We start from the raw sequence: 296 nt of genomic DNA, 5'->3' as shown, positions 1-296 counted from the left end.
TTGAGCGTCGTGTAAAGCACCCAATCTACGGTAAGTACGTTAAGCGTTCTACCAAGGTACATGCTCACGATGAGAATAACGAATGCAACATCGGCGATGTAGTAACAATTCAAGAGACGCGTCCTCTTTCGAAGACAAAGTCTTTCACGTTACTAAACATCGATGAAAAAGCATCTAACGTTTAACCCCTGGTAAGGTTTGGAGAACAACGATGATTCAGACGGAAAGTATGCTAGATGTGGCCGATAACAGCGGTGCGCGTCGAGTAATGTGTATTAAAGTGCTGGGTGGTTCAC

General features: G+C 44.6%; 2 protein-coding genes. Both read left to right on the top strand.

Features of this window, described 5'->3' with window-relative positions; translation table 11 throughout:
• Positions 1-185: 30S ribosomal protein S17 (gene rpsQ / locus A3766_RS09220; protein WP_068642124.1), on the top strand; the 185-nt coding region annotated here is incomplete at its 5' end.
• 26 nt (positions 186-211) lie between these two features.
• Positions 212-296 (top strand): uL14 family ribosomal protein (locus A3766_RS09215; protein ID WP_197479468.1); only part of this gene is annotated, 85 nt, incomplete at its 3' end.

Source organism: Oleiphilus sp. HI0132 (assembly GCF_001635845.1).
The sequence above is the reverse complement of the archived record's forward strand: the minus strand, read 5'-3'. Positions and strand labels throughout refer to the sequence as shown.